Source organism: Sorangium sp. So ce448 (assembly GCF_051520915.1).
Lineage (GTDB): Bacteria > Myxococcota_A > Polyangia > Polyangiales > Polyangiaceae > Sorangium > Sorangium cellulosum_B.
Map to the genome: position 1 here is coordinate 6,602,010 of NZ_CP150343.1, position 21,448 is coordinate 6,623,457.

Consider the following 21,448-nt stretch of genomic DNA (forward strand, 5'->3'; position numbering starts at 1 on the left):
CTCTCGCTGGACGAGCACGCGCTCGCGTGGGCAGCCCTTGGCTCGGCGAGCAGCGCGCCGCCGTGGCCCTCCTCGTGCTCGCGAGCGCGGTCCTCGGCGGCTGCACCAAGACGATGTCCGAAGAAGACTGCCGCACGATCGGCGAGGGCATGCGCGCCGCGTGGGCAGCGGAGGCAAAGCGGGTGGGGTCCACCGCTCCAGGAGGCCCGGGGAAAGCCTCCGTGGTGATCAACAGCGAGGGCGAGAGGCTCTCGTCGGAGTGGACATCCGACTGCAAGCGGGAGCTCGCCGGGAGCAAGGTAGACCCCGGCGAGCTCAGCTGCCTTACCCGCGCGAAGACGCTCGTAGAGCTCCGCCGGTGCGCCACGCCCTGAACACCTCGGAGCGCGGCCGGGGCGGGGCGCCGCGCGACCCCTTCAGTTGAGGTAGCGCTTGTCCTTCGGGGGGTCCTTCTGGCCGCCGGGGATGACCCTCAGCGGGACGCCCCCGGAGCGGCCGCGCGCCGCAGGGACGCGGCGGAGCGCGGCGGACTGCGCCTGCAGCTGACGGAAGCGGATCCGCAGATAGAAGCGGCGCAGCGGGGAGAAGTCGCCGAAGAGATACCCCGCGAGCATGCCCCCGAACGGCGTGATCAGCCCCTCGGGGGGCGCGCGCATGGCAATGACGTTGAGCACCGAGATCCCGAAGATGAAGACGAGCAGCATGGTGCCCGTCACGGGGAGGACGAAGAAGAGGCGGACCGTGGCATGTCGGTGCGCGAGCGCCCACGCGACGGCGACCGCCTCGATCATCCCGAGCCCGCCGTAGAAGACCGGCCGCGCCATCTTCGGGAGGAGCGCGCCCACCGCCACCTGGAGCGCGAACGCGAAGGCGGCGGAGCCGAACAGGAACGCCAGCGTGCGTCTGGCGCCCCAGCGCTCTTCGAGCGAGGCGCCGAGGAAATACAGGCCGAGCAGCGTCGTGACGAAGTGCCAGGGATCGCTCGGGTTGTGGACGAGCGGCGCGGTGAGCAGCCGCCACACCTGACCGTGGAGCACCTTCTCGCTGATGCCGAGGAACGGCTCGAGCACGCCTTCGCCAGCGCCCCCCCAGTTCAGGCCCAGGGTGAACATCACCCAGATACAGCCGATCGCGATCATCATCCCCAGCAGGGCCTTGCCTGGCTTGGGGAACCCCATCGAGCTGTGCTCCGGGCGCATGGATCTCCACCTAACAGCGGCGCCCCCGACGAGCAACCGCCGCCCCCGGACTCCGCGGCGATCCGCCCGGCGCCGACCCGCCGTCCAGCGGCCGCGACGCCCGCCACGCGCCATCCAGGACGCTCTGGGGCAGGGCCCGCCCGGCCGCGCACCAGCCCCCGGCAGCCCGCCGGGGAGCGCGCACGTCCCTGCTGCGCCCGCTGGCCAGGGGCTCAGAAGAAGTTGCCGATGTTGAACTCGAACTTGTACGTCTCTTCGTAGGGCAGCCGCTTGAACGGGAAGCCCCACTCGAAGCGCAGCGGGCCGAGCGGGGAGAACCACCGGAGCCCGAATCCCCACGAGGTGCGGACGTCGAGGAGGCGCTCGGCCGAGAAGCACGGGTTCGTGACGTCGTGCGGCGATGCGGGGGCGGCGTTGCAGTACAGCTTCTCGAGGTTCCAGGCGTTGCCCAGATCCGTGAAGACGACGCCCTTGATCTGCACAGCCTCGAGGATCGGGAACTCCAGCTCGAGGTTCTGGTAGTACATCAGGTTGCCGCCGATGTTCGCGCCGTTCGCGATAGGCAGCGAGTTCGGATCGAGCGACTCGCGGAGCGGGAGGCGCGGGCCGATGTCCCGGATCTCGAAGCCGCGCACGTCGAGGATGCCGCCCAGGAAGAAGCGGGCGAAGATCGGCACGCCCTGCGGGTTGGGGCTCGTCACCATGCCGGCCTCGGTGTTCAGCTTGAGGACCAAGCTGTCCGTGATCGGGTAGTAGAACCTGCCTGTGGCGCGGTACCGCAGGAACTCGTTCTCGCTGCCGAACGCGCTGTGGGCGAGCTCGACCGAGCCCTGCAGGTAAATGCCCGAGGTCGGGAAGAGCTGGTTGTTGCGCGTGTCGAAGGTGAGCGCAGGACGGATGCTCGACGTGAGCCCGGCGTTGAAGAGGTTGTAGAGCGGGAGCCGCTGGAACGAGGCGCGCTCCTCTGCCGTGCCGAGGCCGGTATTCGTGGCCGACGAGATCTCGTCGTTCTCCAGCGTGTAGGTCAGCTGCGCGCGCAGCTCCGGCTCGATGAGCGGGTAGCCGAGCGTGAGCGAGCCGCCGGTGGAGGTCTGCGAGAACTCCGTGTACGTCCGCAGCTGGTTGTAGACGCTCACCGCCGCGGAGAACGGGCTGTCGAACAGGTACGGCTCGAAGAAGCGGACGTCGATGAGGCGCCGCGATCCGGAGATCTGCGCCTGGAGCGACAGCGACTGGCCGCTCCCGAGCAGGTTCGCCTGCTGGACCTGCGCCGTCGCGATGAAGTTCTCGACGCTCGAGAAGCCCGCGCCGATCTGGAAGGTGCCCGTCGGCTTCTCGCCGATGTCGACGTTGACGTTGATGTGCTGGGGATCGTCGCCCTGCTCGGTGGAGATGTCGACCCGCTCGAAGTAGCCGAGCGCCGTGATCCGCTGCTTCGATCGCTCCAGCTTCGTCTCGCTGAACAGCCGCCGCTCCTCCACCTCCATCTCGCGGCGGATCACCTTGTCCCGCGTCTTCGTGTTGCCGCGGATCTCGATGCGCCCGAAGTAGACGAGCTGGTTTCTGCGGATGCCGACGGTGATGTCGACCTCGCGCCTGTCCGGGTCGAGCTGGGTGTCAGGCGACGCCTCGACGTTGGCGTAGCCGGCGTCCCGGTAGAGCGTCTGGATCGCGCCGAGATCCTTCGCGAGCTCGGCGCGGTTGAACCAGTCGCCCGGCTTGGCCCGCACCATCTCGCGCAGCGCGCGGCGCCCGCCGAGCGGCTCGATCTCGCGGCCGTCGGCGTCGCGCTCGTAGACGCGGAGCGAGCGGATGCGGAAGCGCGGCCCCTCGTTGATCGTGATCGTGACCTCGATGCCCGTGCGGTCGGGCGTGAGCATCACCCTGGGCGTCGCGACCTGCGCCGCGAGGAAGCCACGATCGTAGTAGAGCGCGTTGATCACGAGGACGTCGCGCTCGAACGCGTCCTGGCGGAAAGGACCGCCGGTGCCGAAGGCGAAGAAGCCCCCCTGCCCCGTGATCATGACCTCCCGGAGCTCCTCGTCCGAGATGTTCTGGTTGCCGATGAACGTGATGCGCCGGACGGTGACCGGCGAGTGCTCCTTGATCGTGAACTTGACGGTGACCTGGTTCTCCCGCTCCGGCTTGACCTCGTAGCTGACCTCGGCGAGGAAGAAGCCCTCCTCGGCGTACTTGTCGCGGAGCTTCTGCACGCCACGCCGGATCGCCGCGTAGCTCAGGATCGTGCCGGTCTTGATCTCGACCGAGAGCGCCTCGGTGAGGTCCTCGCTGTCGATCTCCTTGTTGCCGGAGAACTCGATGGCCTTGATGCTCGGGCGCTCGCGGACCAGCACCCTCAGGCTCACGCCGTCGTCGCGGCGCGTGAGGTCGACCTCGACGTCGTCGAACAGGCCGGAGTCCCAGAGCTCGCGCACGTCGCGCGCCAGCCCCTCGGGGGTGAACGGCCTGCCGACCCGCGTCTGCCCGAGGTAGACGAGCACGTCCTCGGTCGAGACCCGCCGGTTGCCGGCGATGGCGACCTGAACGACCGGCTGCCCACGAGCGAGCTCGGCCTCCGTGGGCGCCAGATGGATCGTCGGCTCGACGGCGTCGGCGGCGACCTGCGCAGGTGTACCGGCGCCAGGCTGGGCTCCTACGGTCGCGTCGGCCGGCGCGGGCGGCTGCGCAGCGCTGGCCGGGGCCGGGGCGGGAGGCGGCGCGGCGCCGCCCCGGGGCGGCTGCGCGCCCGGAGCACCTCCGGGCACCTGAGCTGCCGCGAGCCGGGGCCGTATCGCCGCTACTGCAACGAACACCAGGAAGAGGCCGAGCCAGACGAGCCGCAGCCAGCGGCCGAGAAGGCGAAGCATGGGTCGGGTGCCTGTCGCGTACAAGGCGCCACCCCGTAGCCCAGCGCGCCGTGAGTCTCAAGGGCGGACGCCGAAATCAAGGCGTCGCCGTCAGGCCGCGCTGCACTGCCCGCGTTCGGGTCGATCTCGCGGCCATCTGACGCTATGCCAGGGGCCGCACGAGCGCAGGCGAGCACTCGCTGCCAGAAATTCCCGCGAGGCAGCCTTGACCGAGCGCGAGCCCCTGGGTAATTGCCGAGGCTCGCCAGCGTTCACCTGAACATCGGAGCACCTGTTCGTCCGGTGCCCGCGCACTCCCTGGAGCATCGCGTGTCTCGAACCCCCTCCCTTCCGTCCGACGGTGACGCGTCCCGCAAGGGCCGCCGTGGCGGCCGGCCCGGTGACAGCGAGCCGCCGCCGCCCCCGGCGCCCGACACCTCGCTCGCCGACGAGGCGCAGCGCCGGTACCTGAACTACGCGCTCAGCGTCATCACGTCGCGCGCGCTGCCCGACGTCCGCGACGGGTTGAAGCCGGTGCAGCGCCGCATCCTCTACGCGATGCTGCACGACCTGCACCTCGGGCCGGACGCGAAGTACCGGAAGAGCGCCGCGGTCGTCGGTGACGTGATGGGCAAGTACCACCCGCACGGCGACGTCGCGATCTACGACGCGATGGTCCGGCTCGCGCAGGACTTCGTGATGCGGGCGCCGCTCATCGCGGGCCACGGGAACTTCGGCTCGGTGGACGGCGATGCGCCCGCCGCGATGCGTTACACCGAGGCGAAGCTCCGGCCCCTGGCGCTGGAGCTGCTCAGCGAGCTCGGCCAGCGCACCGTGGACTTTCGTCCCAACTACGACGGGACCCGCTTCGAGCCGATCGTCCTCCCGTCGCGCTTCCCCAACCTCCTCGTGAACGGCTCTCAGGGGATCGCGGTCGGGATGGCGACGAGCATCCCGCCGCACAACCTGGGCGAGGTGATCGACGCGTGCGTCGCGCTGATCGAGAACCGCGAGCTCACCACGCACCGGCTGCTGTCGCACGTGAAGGGGCCGGACTTCCCGACCGGAGGTCAGCTGCACGCGACGAAGAAGGAGCTCGAGGCCGTCTACACGGCAGGCCAGGGCTCGCTGAAGCTCCGCGGCGAGTGGCAGCTGGAAGAGGGCGACGGCAAGCGCGGCGCCGCTCCGCAGATCGTGATCACCTCGATCCCGTACGGCGTCGAGCGGAAGGCGATCGTCGAGAAGATCGCCGAGGTGATCCTCTCCAAGAAGCTGCCGACGCTCGTGGACGTGCGCGACGAGTCGACCGGCGAGGTGCGCATCGTGATGGAGCTCAAGCGCGGCGCCGACGCGCAGCTCGTGATGGCGTACCTCTACAAACAGACGCCGCTCGCGATCAACGTGCAGGTGAACCTCACCTGCCTCGTGCCCACCGACAACGCGGAGATCGCCGCGCCGCGGCGGCTCGGCCTGCACGAGATCCTGACGAAGTTCCTCGACTTCCGCTACGCGACGGTGACGCGGCGGCTCGAGTTCGAGCTCGGCGAGCTGAGGCGGCGGATCACGATCCTCGAGGGGTTCGAGAAGATCTTCGACGCGCTCGACGAGGTGATCCGGATCATCCGCAAGAGCGAGGGCAAGGCCGACGCGGCCGAGAAGCTGATGAAGCGCTTCACCCTCAACGAGGAGCAGACGGACGCGATCCTCGAGCTCAAGCTCTACAGGCTGGCGCGGCTCGAGATCCTGCTCGTGCAGAAGGATCTCGGCGAGAAGCGCGCCGAGGCCAAGCGGATCGAAGGGCTGCTCCGGAGCGACGCGAAGCGCTGGGGGATCGTCCGCGACGAGCTCGTCGAGATCAAGGGATCCTACGGCGAGAAGCGCCGCACGAAGGTGGTCGGCTCGATCGACGAGCCCGAGTACCAGGCGGAGGACTTCATCGTGGCCGAGGACGCGAACGTGATCCTCTCGGCGCAGGGCTGGGTGAAGCGGGTCCGCGAGGTGAAGGATCTGGCCTCGACGCGCATCCGCGAGGGAGACAGCGTCCTCGCGGCCGTCGCCGGCTCGACGCGGTCGACGGTCGCGTTCTTCTCGAACCTCGGCGCGTGCTACGTGTGCCGCATCCACGAGGTGCCGCAGTCGACCGGCTACGGCGATCCCGTGCAGAAGCTGTTCAAGCTGGCCGACGGCGAGCGGCTGATCGCGCTGATGTCCTTCGATCCGAGGGCGCTCGACGTCCCGGCGCAGACCCCGGACTCCGCCGAGCCGGAGCCGCCCTTCGCGCTGGCGATCACCCGAGGAGGCCTCGGCTTCAGGTTCTCGCTGCGGCCGCACCGCGATCCTTCGACGCGCTCCGGGCGCCGCTTCGCCAAGCTGAACGAGGGCGACGAGGTGCTGTTCGTCCACGCGGTGGACGGCGCCGACCGGGTGCTCTGCGCCTCGAGCGACGCCTGGGCGCTCAGCGTGGCCGTGGAGGAGCTCGCCCTGCTCTCCGGCCCGGGCAAGGGCTCCGTCGTCATGCGGGTCGCCGAAGGTGAGCGCCTGATCGGCGCCGCGCTCGCCCTCAGGCCGAGCGACACGATCACGGTCGAGACGGAGAAGGGCAAGACGCTCGAGATCGCCGCGAGCAAAATCGCCGGCCAGCGTGGCACCCAGGGCGAGCCTGTCGCGCGACGCGACCGCTTCGCCCGCGTGGTGCCGCCGGCCGTCGTCGTACCGACGCTGGAGGTGAGCTGAACATGGCCGCCACGAATCCCCCGGTCCGCGCCGCTTCCGGCGCACGTTACACGGCCGCTGACATCGAGGTGCTCGAGGGGCTCGAGCCCGTCCGCAAGCGCCCCGCCATGTACATCGGCGGCACCGACGCCAGGGGCTACCACCACCTGCTCTGGGAGATCGTCGACAACGCCGTCGACGAGGCCATCAACGGGCACGCGAAGCGGATCGAGGTGACGCTCGACGCCGATCTCCAGGGCGCCACCGTGACCGACGACGGGCGCGGCATCCCCGTGGACGTGCATCCCAGGTACAAGCGCCCGGCGCTCGAGCTCATCTTCTGCACGCTGCACGCAGGCGGGAAGTTCGCGAGCGACAACTACAAGGTCTCAGGCGGGCTCCACGGCGTCGGATCGAGCGTCGTCAACGCGCTCTCCGAGCTCGTGGAGGTCCGGGTGCTGCGCGACGGGTTCGAGCACCAGCAGACGTTCTCGCGCGGCGCGCCGACCAGCAAGCTCAAGAAGGGCGCGCCCACCCGCAAGCACGGCACGAGCATCCATTTCCGGCCCGATCCGGAGATCTTCGGGCAGGGCCGGCGCTTCGACTCCGAGACCATCCGCGAGCGCCTGGAGGCCAAGGCGTACCTCCACGGAGGGCTCGAGATCGCGTTCCGCGATCTCTCGTCCGGAGAGTCGATCGAGCTCCTCCACCCGAACGGCATCGCGGACTTCTTGCCGAAGCTGGTCGCCCAGCGCGGCAAGGCGGTCACGCACCCGACCATCTTCTACGTCGCGCGCGAGGGCGAGATCCGCCTGGAGGCCGCGCTCCAGTGGACCGAGTCGACCGACGAGTACGTGAAGTCGTACGTCAACGGCATCCCCACGCACGCGGGCGGCGCGCACGAGTCCGGCTTCAGCGGCGCGATCGTGAAGGCGGTCCGCGCGTTCATGGACGCGAAGAAGGTCCAGCCGAAAGGGGTGACGCTGACGGCCGACGACATCCGCGAGGGGATCGTGGGCGTCCTGTCCATCTACATCCAGGACCCGCAGTTCCAGGGGCAGACGAAGGATCGACTCAACAACGCGGAGGCAGGGCCGGCGGTCGAGGGCCTGGTCCGGCCGGCGCTCGAGCAGTGGATGCTCCACAACGGCACGGCCGGCGAGTCGATCGTTGCCCGCGCGATCCTGGCGGCGCGCGCAAGGGAGGCGCGGCGTGAAGCGACCCAGCAGGTCCTGCGCAAGACGCCGGTGTCGCACCGGCTCAACCTGCCGGGGAAGCTCGCCGATTGCGCCTCGACCGATCCGAGCGAGAGCGAGCTCTTCATCGTCGAGGGCGACAGCGCAGGTGGCTCGGCCAAGCAGGGCCGGGACCGCCGGACCCAGGCGATCCTCCCGCTCCGCGGCAAGGTGCTCAACGCGGAGCAGGCCTCGACCTCGAAGGTGCTCGGCAACAAGGAGCTCCAGGACATCGTGAGCGCGCTGGGCTGCGGCTTCGGGAAGGACTTCGATGCCTCCAAGTTGCGCTACGGAAGGATTTTTCTACTCATGGACGCCGACAGCGACGGCCAGCACATCGCGACGCTGCTGCTGACGTTCTTCTACCGGCACCTGCCCGGCCTGCTCCGCGGCGGGCACGTGTTCCTCGCGCAGCCGCCCCTCTACAGGATCGACGTCGGCAAGGAGACGCACTGGGCGCTCGACGACGCGGAGCGCGACAGGGTCCTCGCGAAGCTCCCCAAGACGGCCAAGGCGGATATCTCGCGGTTCAAGGGGCTCGGCGAGATGCCCGCGGAGGACCTCAAGGCGACCACGCTCGACATCCGACGCCGGCGCGCGCTGCGCATCGTGATCGAGGGAGAGATCGAGACCGATCGCATCCTGAACGAGCTGATGGGCAAGGACGCCCAGGCGCGTTTCCGCTTCATCATGGAGCGCGCGCCGAACGCCGAGATCGACGTCTGACATCGATCCCTCGTTCGAGAGGTCGCGGCGACTTCGCGCCTCGCGCGGACCTCGTTGGATGCGGCGCCGCGCTCCCGCATTCATCCTCCCTGATCCCCATGAGCTCGCCGCGAGGACGTCGCGATGCAGGCGACCGCCATGGCGTGCACGTCACGAAGACACAATGTGCCAACCGCGGGTGATCTCTGGCGCCTGTGCCACGTGAACGGCAGGCCACACCCCGTCGGACATCGCGAGCAGGTAGCCGAGCAATCGCGGGATTTTGTGCTGCTGAATGCCGAACCGCGTGAGCCGAGAACGCTGCGTCAGCCTGCGGCCTGCTGGTTGCAATACGTCGCGCCGGTGGCCGCGATGACCGCGAGACACCGCCCTTTCACCGCTGGAGAGGTACTCGTGACGACTGCGCTTCCCATCTCGACTCCGATCGCACCCTCCTCGACCCACAGCATGCCGGCCACATGTTCGCTGTCGGTTCCGAACGGCGCGCCTGCCGCACGGCCGGCGTCGCTCCCCACGCCTGGCGTCGCTGCGCCGAGCCACAGCGCGCAGCCGCCGCGCGAGCGCTCTGCACTGACCGGCGCCTCCCGATCCACGCCACCACCGCGCTCGGCAGCCCCGCTCCCGCGCAGTACCTCGGAGCGGATCCTGCTCGGCCGCGACCGCATCCGCAGCGCCGCGGAAGCAGGCCAGAGGATCCGTTCTTACGAGGTCGCGCTGGATCTAGATCTGTCCGAGTTTCATTTCGCGCGGCTCTTCCGCGCCGCCTTCGGGTCATCGCCCCACGTCTATTACGATGAGGTGCGTGCGGAGCGCGCGCGAACGCTCCTTCATGAGGGGCTGACCGAGGGAGAGGTCGCCCGCCGCATCGGCTTCCGCAGGCCTGCGGAGCTCCGCGCCCTCCTGTCCAAGCGCGGCAGCACGCCGCCCCCTGCCGGAGAGACGGAGCCGAGCGACGCCTCTGCCGAGTGAGCTGACGGCAGAGATCGGCCATAGGAAGCGCCGGCACCGCCACCTCCGGTGCGAGGACAAAGTGCTTACCCCCATGACATGACGATCAGAGCCTCCGATGCGTGAGCGAAGGTAGGTTCGCCCTGACCCGATCGAGGTAGGAGGGGTCGAGCATCGCCATCGCGATCCCCTCCCCTTCCGAGGCCTGAGCGATCACCTCACCCCACGGATCGATGACGCACGATTTCCCGAACGTCGCCCGCCCGCCTGGATGCTTGCCCCACTGCGCCGCGGCCACGACGTACGCCTGGGCCTCGATGGCCCGGGCGCGGAGCAGGACCAGCCAGTGGTCCTTGCCGGTGAGCAGGGTGAACGCGGCAGGGACGGCGATCGCCTCTGCGCCCGCGGACGAGAGCGCGCGGTAGAGCTCCGGAAACCGGACGTCGTAGCAGATCGACAGCCCGAGCTTCACGCCGTCGATCTCGGTGACGACGGGGCGCTCCCCGGCGGTCGTCGACGCCGACTCGCGGTACTTCGTTCCGTCGGCGATCTCGACGTCGAAGAGGTGAATCTTCCGGTAGCGCGCGGTGAGCCGGCCGTCGGGCCCGAAGACCGCGCAGGTGTTGTACGGCCGCGCCGGATCGTGCGCGCGCTCAGGGAAACCGCCGGCCACGATGGTCACCCGGGCGGAGCGCGCCGCGTCGGCGAGACGACGGGCGATCGGACCTCCGCCAGCGTCGAGGTCCTCCGCGATGTTGCGCTTCCCCTCCTCGTTGCCCATGTACGCGAAGTTCTCGGGCAGCACGACCGTCGTCGCCCCACGGCGCGCCGCCTCCACGACGAGCACCTCGATCCGCGCCAGGTTCTCGCCCACGTTCTCCTGGCTGGAGAGCTGAAGGGCCGCCCAGATCACCGGTTTCTCCATGCGGCAAGCCTACCGCACGGGGACCCGGCGTGGACCACGCGCCGACGGGAGCGCTGGGCTCGTCAGATTCCTCGATCTCCGGACGCTCCCGCAGCGCCACTGGCACCAGCGCCACCTGCACCGCCGGCACCCGCAGCCCCGGCGGCACCAGCGCCACCTGCACCGCCGGTACCCGCAGCCCCGGCGGCACCAGCGCCACCTGCCCCACCGCCACCCGCCCCGCCGGCGCCAGCGCCACCTGCCCCACCGCCACCTGCCCCGCCGGCGCCCGCGGCTCCACCGCTGCCGTCCACCTCGGAGGGCGCGGCGCACTCGAGCGGCGCGCCGGAGTAGGTGCACCTGGCGCTGCACGCGGCGCACACACAGGCGAGTACCCGCTGGAACATCCGGTGAGCGGCGCTCGCATCGTCCGGGAACACACACGCCGTCTGGCAGGATTTGTTGTGGCCGCACCCCTTGAGGCACAGGCTGATCGGCCTGCACTCAGGCTCCCCGTCGCACGCCGCGAGCTCCGCCTCGCAGCGCCCACCGCGGGACGCATGCTCGTTGAAGCAGTCGCCGCAGCGCCCGGCTTCGCCGCCATAGGCCGCGAGACACTCGCATACGTTCGCCGGCCCCTCGTCGGCGCCCGCATCGGGTAGCGCTCCCCCCGAGGCGCCCACGCTGGCGGAGGCGCCTGCCTGAGGGCGCGGCGACGCGAGCCGCTCGTCGGTGCAGCTCGGGAGCGACGCAAGCGCGAGCGCCGCGCCCCAGGCCATCACGCCGCAGAGGACAGCCCAGCCGTACAACCCGACAGGAGCGCGCATCGCCCTCCGCACGATCGCCATGATGAGGACGAGCGTAGCCTGCCTCTCTCCCGCGACCGAGCCTGAGCCGCACGGCTCATGGATGTCCGCAGGATCCGCCGAGGCCGCACGGAACCCTCTCCCGGCGGCGCCCGATCGCTCCTATGCTTTGCCCGCACGCCACAAAAATTCTCATGGAAATCGCTCCCCTGTCGCTGTTGCCGCGCTCCGTGCTCGCCCTCGCCAAGGAGGTCGCCCGCGCGCTGCTCCGGCGACCTGTCGTCGGGATCGCCGCCGCCGCTCAGACAGCCGATGGCCGGTGGCTGCTCATTCGCCGCAGCGACACCGGAACATGGGCGCTCCCGGGAGGCACCCTGGAATGGGGAGAGACGCTCCGCGACAGCATCGTGCGGGAGCTCGCCGAGGAGGCCGGCGTCACCGAGGTCGAGCTCGGGCGGGTCGTGGGCGTGTACTCGCGGCCTGATCGCGACATCCGCTTCCACGCCGTGACGGTCGTCGTCACCGCCCGGATCGCCGCGCCGACGCGCCCTCCGCAAAATCCGCTCGAGATCCGCGAGGTCAGGCTGTTCCGGGAAGACGAGCTCCCGTCCGAGCTCGCGATGGGCATGGGGGATCTCTTCGCCGCCGCCCGGCGCGCCGGCGACACGGAGCTCGAGTGAGCCGAGGCAAGCGATGACGCAGGCACACCACGACGACGCCGGAGCGCGCAACGCGCTGCAGGGCGGGCTCGCGACGGATCCGAAGCACAAGGCGAGGATCGAGGAGCTCGCCGAGCGCATCGAGAAATACAGGGCGAGCTACTACGCAGGGCACCCCGAGATCTCGGACGCGGCGTTCGACGCCCTCGAGGACGAGCTCCGCGCCCTCGATCCGGCGCATCCGGTGCTCGCCCGGGTCGGCTCGGCCTCCCTGATCACCGAGTGGGAGAAGGCGCGGCACGAGATCCCGATGGGCTCGCTCAACAAGGTCGTCTCCGAGGACGAGCTCCTGGGCTGGGTCGCCCGGTGCGACGAGATCCTCGTGAAGGACGGGCACGGCGACGGCGGCACGGGCGCCGCGCCGCCGGCGCCGGGCTCCACCTCGAGCGTCGCGGGTGACCTCTTCGTGGCGGAGAAGCTCGACGGCATCTCCATCGAGGTCATCTACAAGGGCGGCAAGCTCGTCGACGCCATCACGCGCGGCGACGGCGAGTGGGGCGAGCGGATCACCGCGAACGTCGCGCGGATGAAGGGGATCCCCTCGCGGATCCGGGAGAAGGGCAGGCTGTCGGTGCGCGGGGAGATCATCCTTCGCCTCTCGGACATGAAGCGCCACTTCCCCGGTGTCACCAGCCCGCGCAACATGGCCGCGGGCGCGGCCAAGCGGTTCGACGGCCAGGGGGCAGAGCACTGCACCGTGCTCTTCTACGACGTCGCCGAGCACCTCGAGATCCCGACGTGCCGGGCGCGCTTCGCCTGGCTGCGCGAGCTCGGCTTCGCGACGCCGCAGACCGCGCACGGCAGCGTCGACGACGTCGTGAAGCTCTACCGGCGCTACTCGAGCGAGCTCCGCGCGAGCCTCGACTACGAGATCGACGGGCTCGTCGTCTACGTGGACTCGCTCCACCTCCAGGGCCTGCTCGGCGACGTCAACCGCCGGCCGCGCGGCGCGGTCGCCTTCAAGTTCGCGTCGCCCGCCAAGGTGACGACGGTCGTGGCGATCCAGTGGGACACCGGGCCGAGCGGCCGCGTCACCCCGGTGGCGATCGTCGAGCCGGTGGAGCTCGCGGGCGCCAACGTCCGGCGCGCTTCCCTGCACAACTCGGCCAACGTGCGGAGCCTCGGCATCGGCGTGGGCGACGAGGTGCTGGTCTCGCGCCGCAACGACGTGATCCCGTACGTCGAGGAGGTCGTCGAGAAGCGCGGCCCCGTCGCCGTTCCTCCATCGGTCTGTCCGGTCTGCAGCGCGCCGCTCGTCGTCGAGGGAGAGTACCTCCTCTGCCGGAACGCCGCGTGCCGCGCGCTCATCGAGGGGCGCATCCACAACTGGATCGACGCCATCGGCGCGCTGGAGTGGGGCGACAAGCTGATCGAGCAGGTGGTGGCCGCAAGCCTCGTCCGAGAGCCGCTCGACCTCTACAAGCTCACGGTCAAGAGCATCGCCGACCTCGATCGGCGCGGCGAGAAGAGCGCGACGAAGTGCCTGGAGCAGCTGAAGAGCCGCCTCCCGCTCGCGCTGCCGGTGTTCCTCGCGGCGCTCGGCATCGAGGGGTTCGCGATCCAGACCGCGCGGCTGCTCGTGTCGGCGGGGTACACGACGATCGAGAAGCTGCTCGCCGCCGGGGAGGACGAGCTCGCCGGCATCCCGGGCCTCGGCGCGATCAAGGCCGCGAGCATCGTTCGAGGGCTGCGCGCCCGCAGCGACGAGATCGGGCGGCTGCTCGCCGCCGGCATCGTCCCGGTCGCGCCCGAGGCCGAAGGCCCGCTCGCCGGACTGACGTTCTGCTTCACCGGCGCGGGCGCGCGTCCGCGCGGCGAGCTCACCCACCTCGTCGAGTCGAACGGCGGCCGGGTGCTGAACAGCGTGACGAAGGAGCTCAACTACCTCGTCATCGCCGACGTGGCCTCCGCGTCGAGCAAGGCGGTGAAGGCGCGCAAGTACGGTACGAAGCTCATCACCGAGGACGATCTGGACAAGCTCATCGCCGAGCGCCGCGGCGGCTGACCGAGGCGAGCCGCGGCCGCGACCCTTCGGCCCCTACCAGGTGATGTCCTGGTCCTCGGTGACGCCGAGGACGTCCCGGAGCTCGAGGAGCCGGCCGTCCGGGAGGCGGATCGTGCCGGAGTAGAGGCCGATCGGCTGCATGAACTCCGACGCGAGCAAGCCGAGGTTCGTGTGGTTCGAGTGCGCCGCGCCAGGGACGAAGCGTAGATCCACGGCGCCGTCCGCGGTCCGGACGCGCCACGGGTCGAGCGGCCGCGCCGCGTCGAAGGTGAACCGGCCTTCGGCGAGCGGGATGAGCTCGCCGTCGATCCAGATCGCGCACTCGGCGTCGCCGACGAAGCCTTCGCCGAGGTTCAGGCCGACGCGCTCGCCGCTCTCCGCGCGCCCCAGCGCCAGGGCCCAGCGCCACGTCGTGCGGCGCCGCAGGAGGCCGCTCGTGTAGTCGTAGCTGGCGATCGCTCCGTCGAGGGAGATGCGGCGACCGAGCACCGACGCCTCGCCTTCGACGCCGAGGAGCAGGCGCTTCTCGGTGGTGATCAGGAAGCCGTCCGAGGCCTGCGCGATCGCCGAGAGCGCCGGCGGGGCCGCGCGGCTGTCGAGCCGCGCCTCGAGCTCGACGCCGGGGAGCGCGGCGGTCACCGCGGTCGTCGCGTCCGTGCGCGGCCGCTCGATCCGGACGCGCGCGCGGGGGAGCCACGCCCGCGCGGAGCGGCCTTCGCCGCTCGCGTCGCCCACGCTCACCGCGAAGGGCGGCCCGAACGTCGCGCGGTCCACGAGCAATCGACGGCCTGCCTTGTCGAAGACGACGCTGAGCGCGATCGACAGGTAGCCGAGGTGCACGACCGAGACGGCGACGAAGACCTCGTCGGACGCGATCGCCACGTAAACCCATCGCTTGTGCTTGAGCAGCCGATCGAGCCTGCGCGGCGCGAGGAGCGCCGGGTCGACGCGCGGGAGATCGCCCCGGTACGAGCCGACGCGCGCCGCTCCCGTGCTCGGGTCGAGGATCGTATCGGGCGGCGTGGTGAGCTCGCGCATCGGACGAGAGTAGCGGCGACGTGGTCGCTGCCCAAGACGAGCGACGCCGGAAACCTGACATCGTTAGAGTTGTGCGAATTGCGCGATATCGCGTGATTGCGCCGAGCGCTCTCCTCCGCGGCCATCTGGCTCACGCCGCGGCGGAGAGCGGCGGCGCCGGAGCCTGCGCGCCCTCGGCTCCGCCGCTAGACTCGCGTCATGATCGACGCCATCGCCACGCCCCCGAGCCCCCTGAACGAGCCCGTCCTCACGTACGCGCCTGGCAGCCCGGAGCGCGCGGCCCTCAAGGCGGAGCTCGACCGCCGGGCGCGGGAGACGATCGAGATCCCGATGGTCATCGACGGGGAAGCGATCCGGACCGGCGCGCTCGACGAGGTCCGCGCGCCGCACCGGCGCGACCTCCTCCTCGCCCGCGCCCATCAAGGCGGCGCCGAGCACGTCGCGCGCGCGATCGAGGCCGCCCGGCGGGCGCACCCGGCCTGGTCGAGGACGCCGTGGACCGAGCGCGCCGCCGTGTTCCTCAAGGCGGCCGAGCTGCTCGCGACCCGGTACCGCCCCACGCTCAACGCGGCGACGATGCTCGGGCAGAGCAAGACGGCGTACCAGGCGGAGATCGACTCGGCCTGCGAGCTCATCGACTTCTTCCGCTACAACGTCCACTTCGCCCACCGGATCGCGGCGGAGCAGCCGGCGAGCGCGCCCGGCATCTGGAACCTCGCGGAGCCTCGCCCGCTGGAGGGCTTCGTCTTCGCGGCGACGCCGTTCAACTTCACCGCGATCGCGGGCAACCTGTGCGCGGCCCCGGCGCTGATGGGCAACACGGTGGTCTGGAAGCCGTCCGCGAACGCGCTGTACTCGGCGCACTTCGTGATGGAGCTGTTGATCGAGGCGGGCCTCCCGCGCGGCGTCATCAACCTCGTCATGGGCCCGCCCGAGCTCGTCTCGAACGCGTGCGTCGATCATCCGGACTTCGCCGGCATCCACTTCACGGGCTCGACCGCGGTCTTCCAGTCGATCTGGCGCCGCATCGGGGAGAACATCGGGCGCTACCGCAGCTACCCGCGGATCGTGGGCGAGACCGGCGGGAAGGACTTCGTGTTCGCGCACGCGAGCGCCGACGTCGACGCGCTCGCCGTGGCGCTCGTCCGGGGCGCCTACGAATTCCAGGGGCAGAAGTGCTCGGCCGCGTCGCGCGCGTACATCCCCCGCTCGCTCTGGCCGGCCCTCAAGGACCGGCTCGTTGGCCACATCCGGGCGATCCGCGTCGGGGACGTCGCCGACTTCCGCAACTTCATGGGCGCGGTGATCGACGAGCGAGCGCACGCCCGGCTCACGGGGCGGATCGCCGCGGCAAAGTCGGACGCGGCGTGCTCGATCGTGTGCGGCGGCGGCGCGCGCGCGCACGACGGGAGCGACGGCTGGTTCATCGAGCCGACGCTGATCGAGACCACGGATCCGCGCCACCCGCTGATGGCGGAGGAGCTGTTCGGGCCGGTGCTCACGGTCTGGGTCTACCCCGACGGCGAGGAGCACAGGGCGCTCGCGCTCTGCGACGAGACGTCGCCGTATGGCCTGACCGGCGCCGTGTTCGCGCGGGATCGGGCGTTCATCGAGGCGGCGAGCGACGCGCTCCGCTTCGCCGCGGGCAATTTCTACATCAACGACAAGCCGACCGGCGCCGTCGTCGGGCAGCAGCCGTTCGGCGGCGCGCGCGCCTCCGGCACGAACGACAAGGCGGGCAGCCTGTTCAACCTGCTCCGCTGGGTCTCCCCGCGGGTCGTGAAGGAGACGTTCGCCCCGCCTCGCGCTGTCGCCTATCCGTTCATGGCGGCCGAGTAGCAAGCGCGCCCCGCGCCGGAGAGGCGGCGGGCATCGTCGATCAATCCTCCGGCGAGTAGTCGCAGACACCACCCGCGAGATCGGCGCAGGACCGGTCCTCCTCCTCGTAACACTCGGCCGTGCGCTCGATGGCCGTGGCATAGGACGCGCGGCCGGACAGCTCGAGGCACAGCGCGACGCACGTGTCCTTTCCAGGGCTGTCGGTCTGGCACTCGGCGTTCTTGGTGCAGACCACCTCGCACGCGTCGATGTCCGACGAGCATCCAGGGGTGGGAGCGAGGAGCAGCAGGGCCAGGATGAGCGCGGGACGGGGCATGGCGAAAGTTCCAGCGGCCATCGGAGCACGCGGCCGAGCCGGCGGCGAGAGGCGAGCAGGGGGCGGCCGCGCGGCGCCGGCTCGCCCCTGCCCCGGATCCCTGCTGGAAGCGCGCGCCGCCGGAGGCGAATCGAGCCGGTGAGCCCACCGGCGAACTCCGTGTTCCGCCCGAGTCGTCAAGCGCACCAACGAAGATGGGCGTCTCTTCTCAGGGAGTCATGCGCGGAGCCATTGCCATCCGACGCGCCAACCACCGAGCTCTACAGGCCGATCCGACCTCGGCCATTCAGCTGTGGAGCAGCACCCGGCCATTACGTATGCTCCAGATCTCCGCCCGTCAAAAGCGTGCGCTCCCATGGCGCGCAGGACGAGCAGAAGCGTAGGTGTATATTTCCCACGCCGCTACATCAGGAGTCGCTGTGGGATAGCAAACGTTGGAGGTGCCATGAGGTCGATGCATTTTCTGGGGTTCTTCGTGCTCAGCACGATCGCGGCGACCGCCGCAGGCTGCGGCGGAGACGACGAGGGCGGCGGCGGGGGCGGCGAGGGAGGAGCCGGGGGCACCACGACGTCCTCCGCGACCACCGGCCCCGTCGCCGGCAGCACCTCCACGGGCGCAGGCGAGGTGGACGACGGGAACGACAGCCCCGAAGAAGCGGAGCCGATCCAACCCGAGGACGGTTGGCTCGAGGGGACGCTCGAGCCGCTGGACGAGGACGCCGACTACTACCGCTTCACCGGAGCCAAGGGGCAGCCGGTGTACATCCTGAGCGACGCGAGGCCTTCGGATGACGAGAGGGATCCGACATACCCCGATACGGTCATCACGTTGCTTGACGCCGACGGGAACCAGCTCGCGCAAAACGACGACCCGGCCCGGGGCTTCACCAATGACAGCGAGCTGCTCACCGTCCTGCCAGCAGACGGCGAGTACGTCATCGTCGTCCAGGATTGCAACGCTGCCTTCCCGCAGTTCGCCTTCCCGAACGGCTGCTTCGACCCCGCCGAGGTCGTGAGCTTCGACTACGGGGTGGCGCTCCTCCCGCTCGATCCGGCGGAGAGCGATACCGACAGCCTCATCGGCGACATCGAGCCCAACAATGACGCCGAGCAGGCCGTGCAGCTGCACTATGAGCTGAACAACGACGAGTCGGGCCACTTCACCACCTTCGCGTTCGGCAATTTCGAGAGCGCGACCGACGTCGATGTGTATTCGTTCACCCCGCCGGAGACCCCCGCGGTCGACAACGCCATCCTCGCCCAGCTGATCGCCGACCAGCCGACAGGGATCGAGGGCAACGGCTCGACGGTGGACGTCAGCGAGATCGCGGTGTTCGCTTCGACCGATCTGACCAACGCCTACGCGAAGGTGGACCCGTCGACAGGCGGCGATATCGCCCTCCCGGTGGAAGCCGGGCAAGAGTACTTCGTCTTCGTCAAGCGCCCTGCAGGAGAGGCAGGAAAGAACGACTTCTACATCCTTCTGCACAACCGCGTGAACTCCGATCCCATCGAGGCCGAGGAGGAGACCAACGGTGTCGTCGAGACGCCGGAAGCTGGCCTTGTCTCCTTCGCCAACGGGGGAGGCGGCGTCAGCTACGCGATCGAGGGGCAGATCGCCGACGGAGAGACCGCAGACGTCGACATCTATGCGGTCCCCCTCGACGACGTGGAAGAGGGCTGGACGTTCTCGGTCGTCTGCGAAGCGCAGCGGAACGGGTCCGGGGTCCGCGAGCTCAGCGCCGAGGTGCTGAACGGGGACGGCACATCGATCGACGCCGCCACCTACTCGGCCACGGAGACCGAGGACGAAAACCTGTACGTCGAGCGGGTCGCGATCCCGGAGGCCCCGGCGGACAACCGGCTGCTCGTCAGGGTATCGGCCGGGACGCCCGCCGCCGACGTGACGAGCCGAGGATACAACTGCCTCTTCGCCTACCTGCCGCCGAAGACCGAGTGACGGTCTGAAGCACCTCGCTCCCCGTGGTATAGCCCGACCGACATGAAGGTCGGCACCACACCCGCGCGCTCAGGGCTCCTCTCACTTCTCCTGCTCGTCGCCTGCAACGCTGGCACCCAGACCAGTGGGGTCTCCTCGCCGGCCACGGCCGGCAGCGCCGCGCCGCAAGGGGCGACGTCGACGCCGGCGACGACCGCGCCGTCCGAGACGCCGACACGCGCCGAGTTCGATCCCGTGGCGCAGGGGCTCACCGTGGAGGGCGTGAAGCAGCTCTGCGACGAGCACCTGCGCGCCGCGGAGGGGCACCTCGCCGCGATCAGGGCGCTCCGAGGCGCGCCGCCGGAGAAGCTCACCTACGCGGCGACGCTCGGGCGGTTCGACGACGCCGCGCTCGAGGTGAACAGCGCGGGCGAGTTCCCGTACCTGATGGGGGTCGCGCACCCGGACGCGGCGGTGCGAGAGGCCGCGAGGCTCTGCGAGCCGAAGGTCGACAGGTTCACGACCGCGATGTGGCTGGACGCCGATCTCGCCGCCGTCATCGAGGCGTACGCCGAGAAAGGCGACGCGCGCGAGGCGTTGAACGGTGAGCGCGCCCGGTTGCTCTCCGATGTCCTCCGCGACTTCCGCCGCAACGGGCTGTCGCTGCCGGTAGACCGACAGCAGCGCCTCCGCGACGTGAACGAGCAGATCACGCGCATCGGGCAGGAGTTCATGTCGAACCTGTCCGCGTCGACCGCATCGATCGAGATCGCGCCCGCGTCCCTCCAGGGGTTGCCCAAGGAGTACGTGGCGAAGCACGCGCCCAAGGCGAACGGCAAGGTCGAGATCACCACCGACTACCCCGACTTCTTCCCGTTCGTCACCTACGCCAAGGACCGCAAGGCCGCGCTCGCTCTCTACGTCCTGTTCACCAACCGCGGCGGCGAGAAGAACGTGAAGCTCGTCGATCGCCTCCTCGCGCTCCGCTCCGAGAAGGCCAAGATGCTCGGCTACAAGAGCTGGGCGGACTACGCCATCGAGCCGCGGATGGCCAAGACGAGCGGCGCCGTGCGCGGCTTCCTTGACCAGGTCAGGACCGCGCTGAAAGAGCCCGCCAAGGCCGAGTTCGCCGCGCTGATGAAAGAGCACGTGCGGCTCGGAGGCAGGCCGACCGACAAGCTCCCCCCCTCCGATCGCTACTACCTCGAGGATCGGGTCCGCGCGTCCACGTACCAGTTCGACTCGCAGGCGCTCTCGGATTACCTCGAGCTCGGCGCGGTGAAGCAGGGGCTCATGGACATCACCGCGAAGATGTACGCCCTCGAGTACAAAGAAGTCCCCGCGAAGGCGTGGCACCCCGACGTGACCGCGTACGAGGTGCGCTCCGAGGGCAAGCTGATCGGCAAGTTCTACCTCGACCTCTACAGCAGGCCCGACAAGTACAAACACGCGGCGATGTTCACCGTGCGGACGGCGAAGCTGCTCGACGACGGGTCGTGGCAGAGCCCCGTCGCGGCGCTCGAGTGCAACTTCCCGAAGCCGGGGGCGCAGCCGGCGCTGATGTCCCACGAGGACGTGGTGACGTTCTTCCACGAGTTCGGGCACGTGCTGCACCACCTCCTGACGCGCTCGGAGCTGGCCTCCTATTCAGGGACCGCGACGGTGCGCGACTTCGTCGAGGCGCCGAGCCAGATGTTCGAGGAGTGGGCGTGGTCGCGCGAGGTGCTCGATCTGTTCGCGAAGCACCACGCGACCGGCGAGAAGATCCCGGACGCCCTCTTCCAGGCGATGACCCGCGCACGAGGCTTCGGTCGAGCGCTCGCGACGCAGCGGCAGCTCACCCTCGCGTCGATCGATCTGGAGCTCCACACCCGCGATCCGGGCTTCGACGCGACGGTGGTCGTGGAGCAGGCGCAGCGCGCGAACGAGTCCTTCGCCTTCGTGAAGGGGACGCACCTGCAGTCGAGCTTCGGGCACCTCATCACCTACGACGCGGGCTACTACGGCTACCAGTGGGCGCTGTCGCTCTCGCGCGACGTGCTCACCCGCTTCAAGCAGGAAGGCCTGCTGAACCCCGCCGTCGCTCGCGCGTTCCGCGACGAGGTGCTCGCGAAGGGCGGCGGCGTCGAGGCGGGAGCGCTCGTCACCCGCTTCCTCGGCCGCCCGCCGAGCCACGACGCGTACCTCGCTTACCTCCGGGGCAAGGAGTGAACGGG

General features: G+C 70.0%; 14 protein-coding genes. 9 read left to right on the forward strand and 5 right to left on the reverse strand.

All coding sequences use genetic code 11. The features are described 5' to 3' along the window. The first annotated feature begins 26 nt into the window (after nucleotides 1-26). Nucleotides 27-374, forward strand: a complete 348-nt coding sequence (locus WMF45_RS24840; protein WP_437719305.1) for a hypothetical protein — start codon at nucleotides 27-29, stop codon at nucleotides 372-374. Between the two features lie 42 nt (nucleotides 375-416). Here the strand turns inward: WMF45_RS24840 and WMF45_RS24845 are convergent, their stop codons facing one another. Both WMF45_RS24845 and bamA read right to left on the reverse strand, forming a co-directional pair. Then, complete coding sequence (locus WMF45_RS24845; protein WP_012237081.1) at nucleotides 417-1,199, reverse strand: rhomboid family intramembrane serine protease; 783 nt, start codon at nucleotides 1,197-1,199, stop codon at nucleotides 417-419. A 212-nt stretch (nucleotides 1,200-1,411) separates the two neighbouring features. Next, complete coding sequence (bamA, locus tag WMF45_RS24850) at nucleotides 1,412-4,066, reverse strand: outer membrane protein assembly factor BamA (protein ID WP_437719306.1); 2,655 nt, start codon at nucleotides 4,064-4,066, stop codon at nucleotides 1,412-1,414. A 309-nt stretch (nucleotides 4,067-4,375) separates the two neighbouring features. Here bamA and WMF45_RS24855 point away from each other — a divergent pair, with 309 nt between their 5' ends. From WMF45_RS24855 to WMF45_RS24865, 3 genes are all read left to right on the forward strand, one after another. Then, nucleotides 4,376-6,778: a DNA gyrase/topoisomerase IV subunit A gene (locus tag WMF45_RS24855; protein ID WP_437719307.1), complete on the forward strand. Its 2,403-nt coding sequence runs from the start codon at nucleotides 4,376-4,378 to the stop codon at nucleotides 6,776-6,778. Nucleotides 6,779-6,780: 2 nt separating this feature from the next. Continuing rightward, nucleotides 6,781-8,718, forward strand: a complete 1,938-nt coding sequence (locus tag WMF45_RS24860) for a DNA gyrase/topoisomerase IV subunit B (RefSeq protein WP_437719308.1) — start codon at nucleotides 6,781-6,783, stop codon at nucleotides 8,716-8,718. Nucleotides 8,719-8,841: 123 nt separating this feature from the next. After that, nucleotides 8,842-9,687 (forward strand): helix-turn-helix domain-containing protein, encoded by an 846-nt coding sequence (locus WMF45_RS24865; protein ID WP_437719309.1) that lies wholly within the window; start codon nucleotides 8,842-8,844, stop codon nucleotides 9,685-9,687. An 85-nt stretch (nucleotides 9,688-9,772) separates the two neighbouring features. Here the strand turns inward: WMF45_RS24865 and WMF45_RS24870 are convergent, their stop codons facing one another. Further along, nucleotides 9,773-10,591: a carbon-nitrogen hydrolase family protein gene (locus tag WMF45_RS24870; RefSeq protein WP_437719310.1), complete on the reverse strand. Its 819-nt coding sequence runs from the start codon at nucleotides 10,589-10,591 to the stop codon at nucleotides 9,773-9,775. Between the two features lie 979 nt (nucleotides 10,592-11,570). Here WMF45_RS24870 and WMF45_RS24875 point away from each other — a divergent pair. Together WMF45_RS24875 and ligA are read left to right on the forward strand one after the other, a co-directional pair. Next, on the forward strand, nucleotides 11,571-12,056 hold the full coding sequence (locus tag WMF45_RS24875; RefSeq protein ID WP_437555139.1) for an NUDIX hydrolase: 486 nt from the start codon (nucleotides 11,571-11,573) through the stop codon (nucleotides 12,054-12,056). A 13-nt stretch (nucleotides 12,057-12,069) separates the two neighbouring features. Then, the gene (gene ligA, locus WMF45_RS24880) at nucleotides 12,070-14,100 is read left to right on the forward strand and encodes an NAD-dependent DNA ligase LigA (protein ID WP_437719311.1); all 2,031 of its coding nucleotides are present in this window, start codon (nucleotides 12,070-12,072) and stop codon (nucleotides 14,098-14,100) included. Nucleotides 14,101-14,133: 33 nt separating this feature from the next. Here the strand turns inward: ligA and WMF45_RS24885 are convergent, their stop codons facing one another. Next, nucleotides 14,134-15,138 carry a DUF2804 domain-containing protein gene (locus tag WMF45_RS24885; RefSeq protein ID WP_437719312.1) on the reverse strand — a complete coding sequence of 335 codons (1,005 nt, stop codon included), beginning with the start codon at nucleotides 15,136-15,138 and terminating at the stop codon, nucleotides 14,134-14,136. A 198-nt stretch (nucleotides 15,139-15,336) separates the two neighbouring features. On the opposite strand from WMF45_RS24885, the gene pruA reads away from it, so the two are divergent. Beyond that, nucleotides 15,337-16,977, forward strand: a complete 1,641-nt coding sequence (gene pruA, locus WMF45_RS24890) for an L-glutamate gamma-semialdehyde dehydrogenase (protein ID WP_437719313.1) — start codon at nucleotides 15,337-15,339, stop codon at nucleotides 16,975-16,977. Between the two features lie 40 nt (nucleotides 16,978-17,017). Here the strand turns inward: pruA and WMF45_RS24895 are convergent, their stop codons facing one another. Continuing rightward, nucleotides 17,018-17,293, reverse strand: coding sequence for a hypothetical protein (locus tag WMF45_RS24895; RefSeq protein WP_437719314.1), 276 nt, complete (start codon nucleotides 17,291-17,293; stop codon nucleotides 17,018-17,020). Between the two features lie 445 nt (nucleotides 17,294-17,738). Between WMF45_RS24895 and WMF45_RS24900 the strand changes: the two genes are divergently transcribed. Together WMF45_RS24900 and WMF45_RS24905 are read left to right on the forward strand one after the other, a co-directional pair. Then, nucleotides 17,739-19,253: a hypothetical protein gene (locus WMF45_RS24900; RefSeq protein ID WP_437719315.1), complete on the forward strand. Its 1,515-nt coding sequence runs from the start codon at nucleotides 17,739-17,741 to the stop codon at nucleotides 19,251-19,253. 42 nt (nucleotides 19,254-19,295) lie between these two features. Then, entirely contained in the window at nucleotides 19,296-21,443 is a 2,148-nt protein-coding gene (locus tag WMF45_RS24905) for a M3 family metallopeptidase (RefSeq protein WP_437719316.1), read from the forward strand. Nucleotides 21,444-21,448 lie beyond the last annotated feature (5 nt).